The sequence below is a fragment of the Arenibacter amylolyticus genome, from assembly GCF_002150785.1.
GTDB lineage: Bacteria > Bacteroidota > Bacteroidia > Flavobacteriales > Flavobacteriaceae > Arenibacter > Arenibacter amylolyticus.
The window spans coordinates 1-1,248 of record NZ_MTAZ01000087.1 but is presented as its reverse complement, the minus strand read 5'-3'; the positions used below and the strand labels follow the sequence as shown (position 1 = coordinate 1,248).

1 protein-coding gene is annotated in these 1,248 nt (G+C 37.7%); it reads left to right on the top strand.

Features of this window, described 5'->3' with window-relative positions:
* Positions 1-234 precede the first annotated feature (234 nt).
* Positions 235-1,215, top strand: coding sequence for an IS110 family transposase (locus BV214_RS16510; RefSeq protein WP_086478598.1), 981 nt, complete (start codon positions 235-237; stop codon positions 1,213-1,215).
* Positions 1,216-1,248 lie beyond the last annotated feature (33 nt).

The following is a 1,248-nucleotide window of genomic DNA, read 5'->3' as shown; positions in this document are numbered from 1 at the left end:
CGCTATTAGTTTAGCATCGTATATTTAGAGGAAGTTTAATCATATTAAATTTCTGAAAAACCAGAAGGAAAAGGTGAACTATTTCGACTGTTAAACTTTAGATTTAACCTGAGCATCAGTCCTTTCCCTTCTTAGGTTTTGGTACCATTTAGAATGTTAAGCTTAAAGGCTTATTAATAGCGTTAGTACACAGACCTTTTGGTTCTTCAGGTTTTTAATAGCCAAAACAAAGTTATGAAAAATCTAGTTACAGGTATCGACATTTCGAAGGACACTTTAGACTATTGTGGCCTTGACAAAGAAAATGTGCAAGTAAAATTCAAAGGTGTGCTTGACAATAATTCCCGTGCCATTTCAAATTGGCTTGAAGAGTTTGACAAGAACACAACAGTGTTTGCTTTGGAGCACACTGGCCATTACGGCTCTGCCCTGATAAGCTGTCTAAGTAAAAAGGGATTTGTTTTATACCTAATAACCCCCTTGGATCTTAAAAAATCATTGGGTATCCAGAGAGGAAAAAGTGATGCAAAAGACGCTTATCGCATTGCAGAATACGCCATAGTAAAAAGTCACAAATTGACGCCTTACCGGCTACCGTCAAAAAACCTGAGGACGCTGAAAGCTCTTATCACCGCAAGGGAACGTTATGTAAAGATGTCGGTCCAAGTGCAGAATAGCTTAAAAGCCAATGAGATATTAAATCGGACCCTTGATGTAAAAATGTTAATCAAAGAAGAAAGAAAGCACTATGGGTTCCTTCAAAAAAGCATTAAAAAAATTGATAGTGAAATGCAAAAGATCATTGAGGCAGACCATGAATTAAAAAGAATTTATAAGAAAGTGACCAGAATTATCGGGGTCGGTCCGGTCATTGCTACAAAATGCATAGTGGAAACCGATAACTTCACTAAGTTCGACAACCCGAGAAAATTCAGTTGTCACTGCGGCCTAGCACCTTTTCCCCATCAGTCCGGAAGCAGTATAAGAGGTAAAACAAGAACTCACTTTATGAGAGATAAAACTTTGAAGGCTATTTTAACAAAAGGCGCTATTAGCGCCGTACAGCACGATCCCCAACTTAAGGCATATTACAATCGAAAGACAAAAGAAGGCAAACACCACATGAGCGTAATAAATGCAGTTGCCAACAAATTGGTGTTAAGGATTTTTGCCGTGGCTAAAAGAGAAGAACCTTTTGTTAAATTAGCTGCTTAAATATTTGTTTTTAACTTAGAATGCTCAGCCACC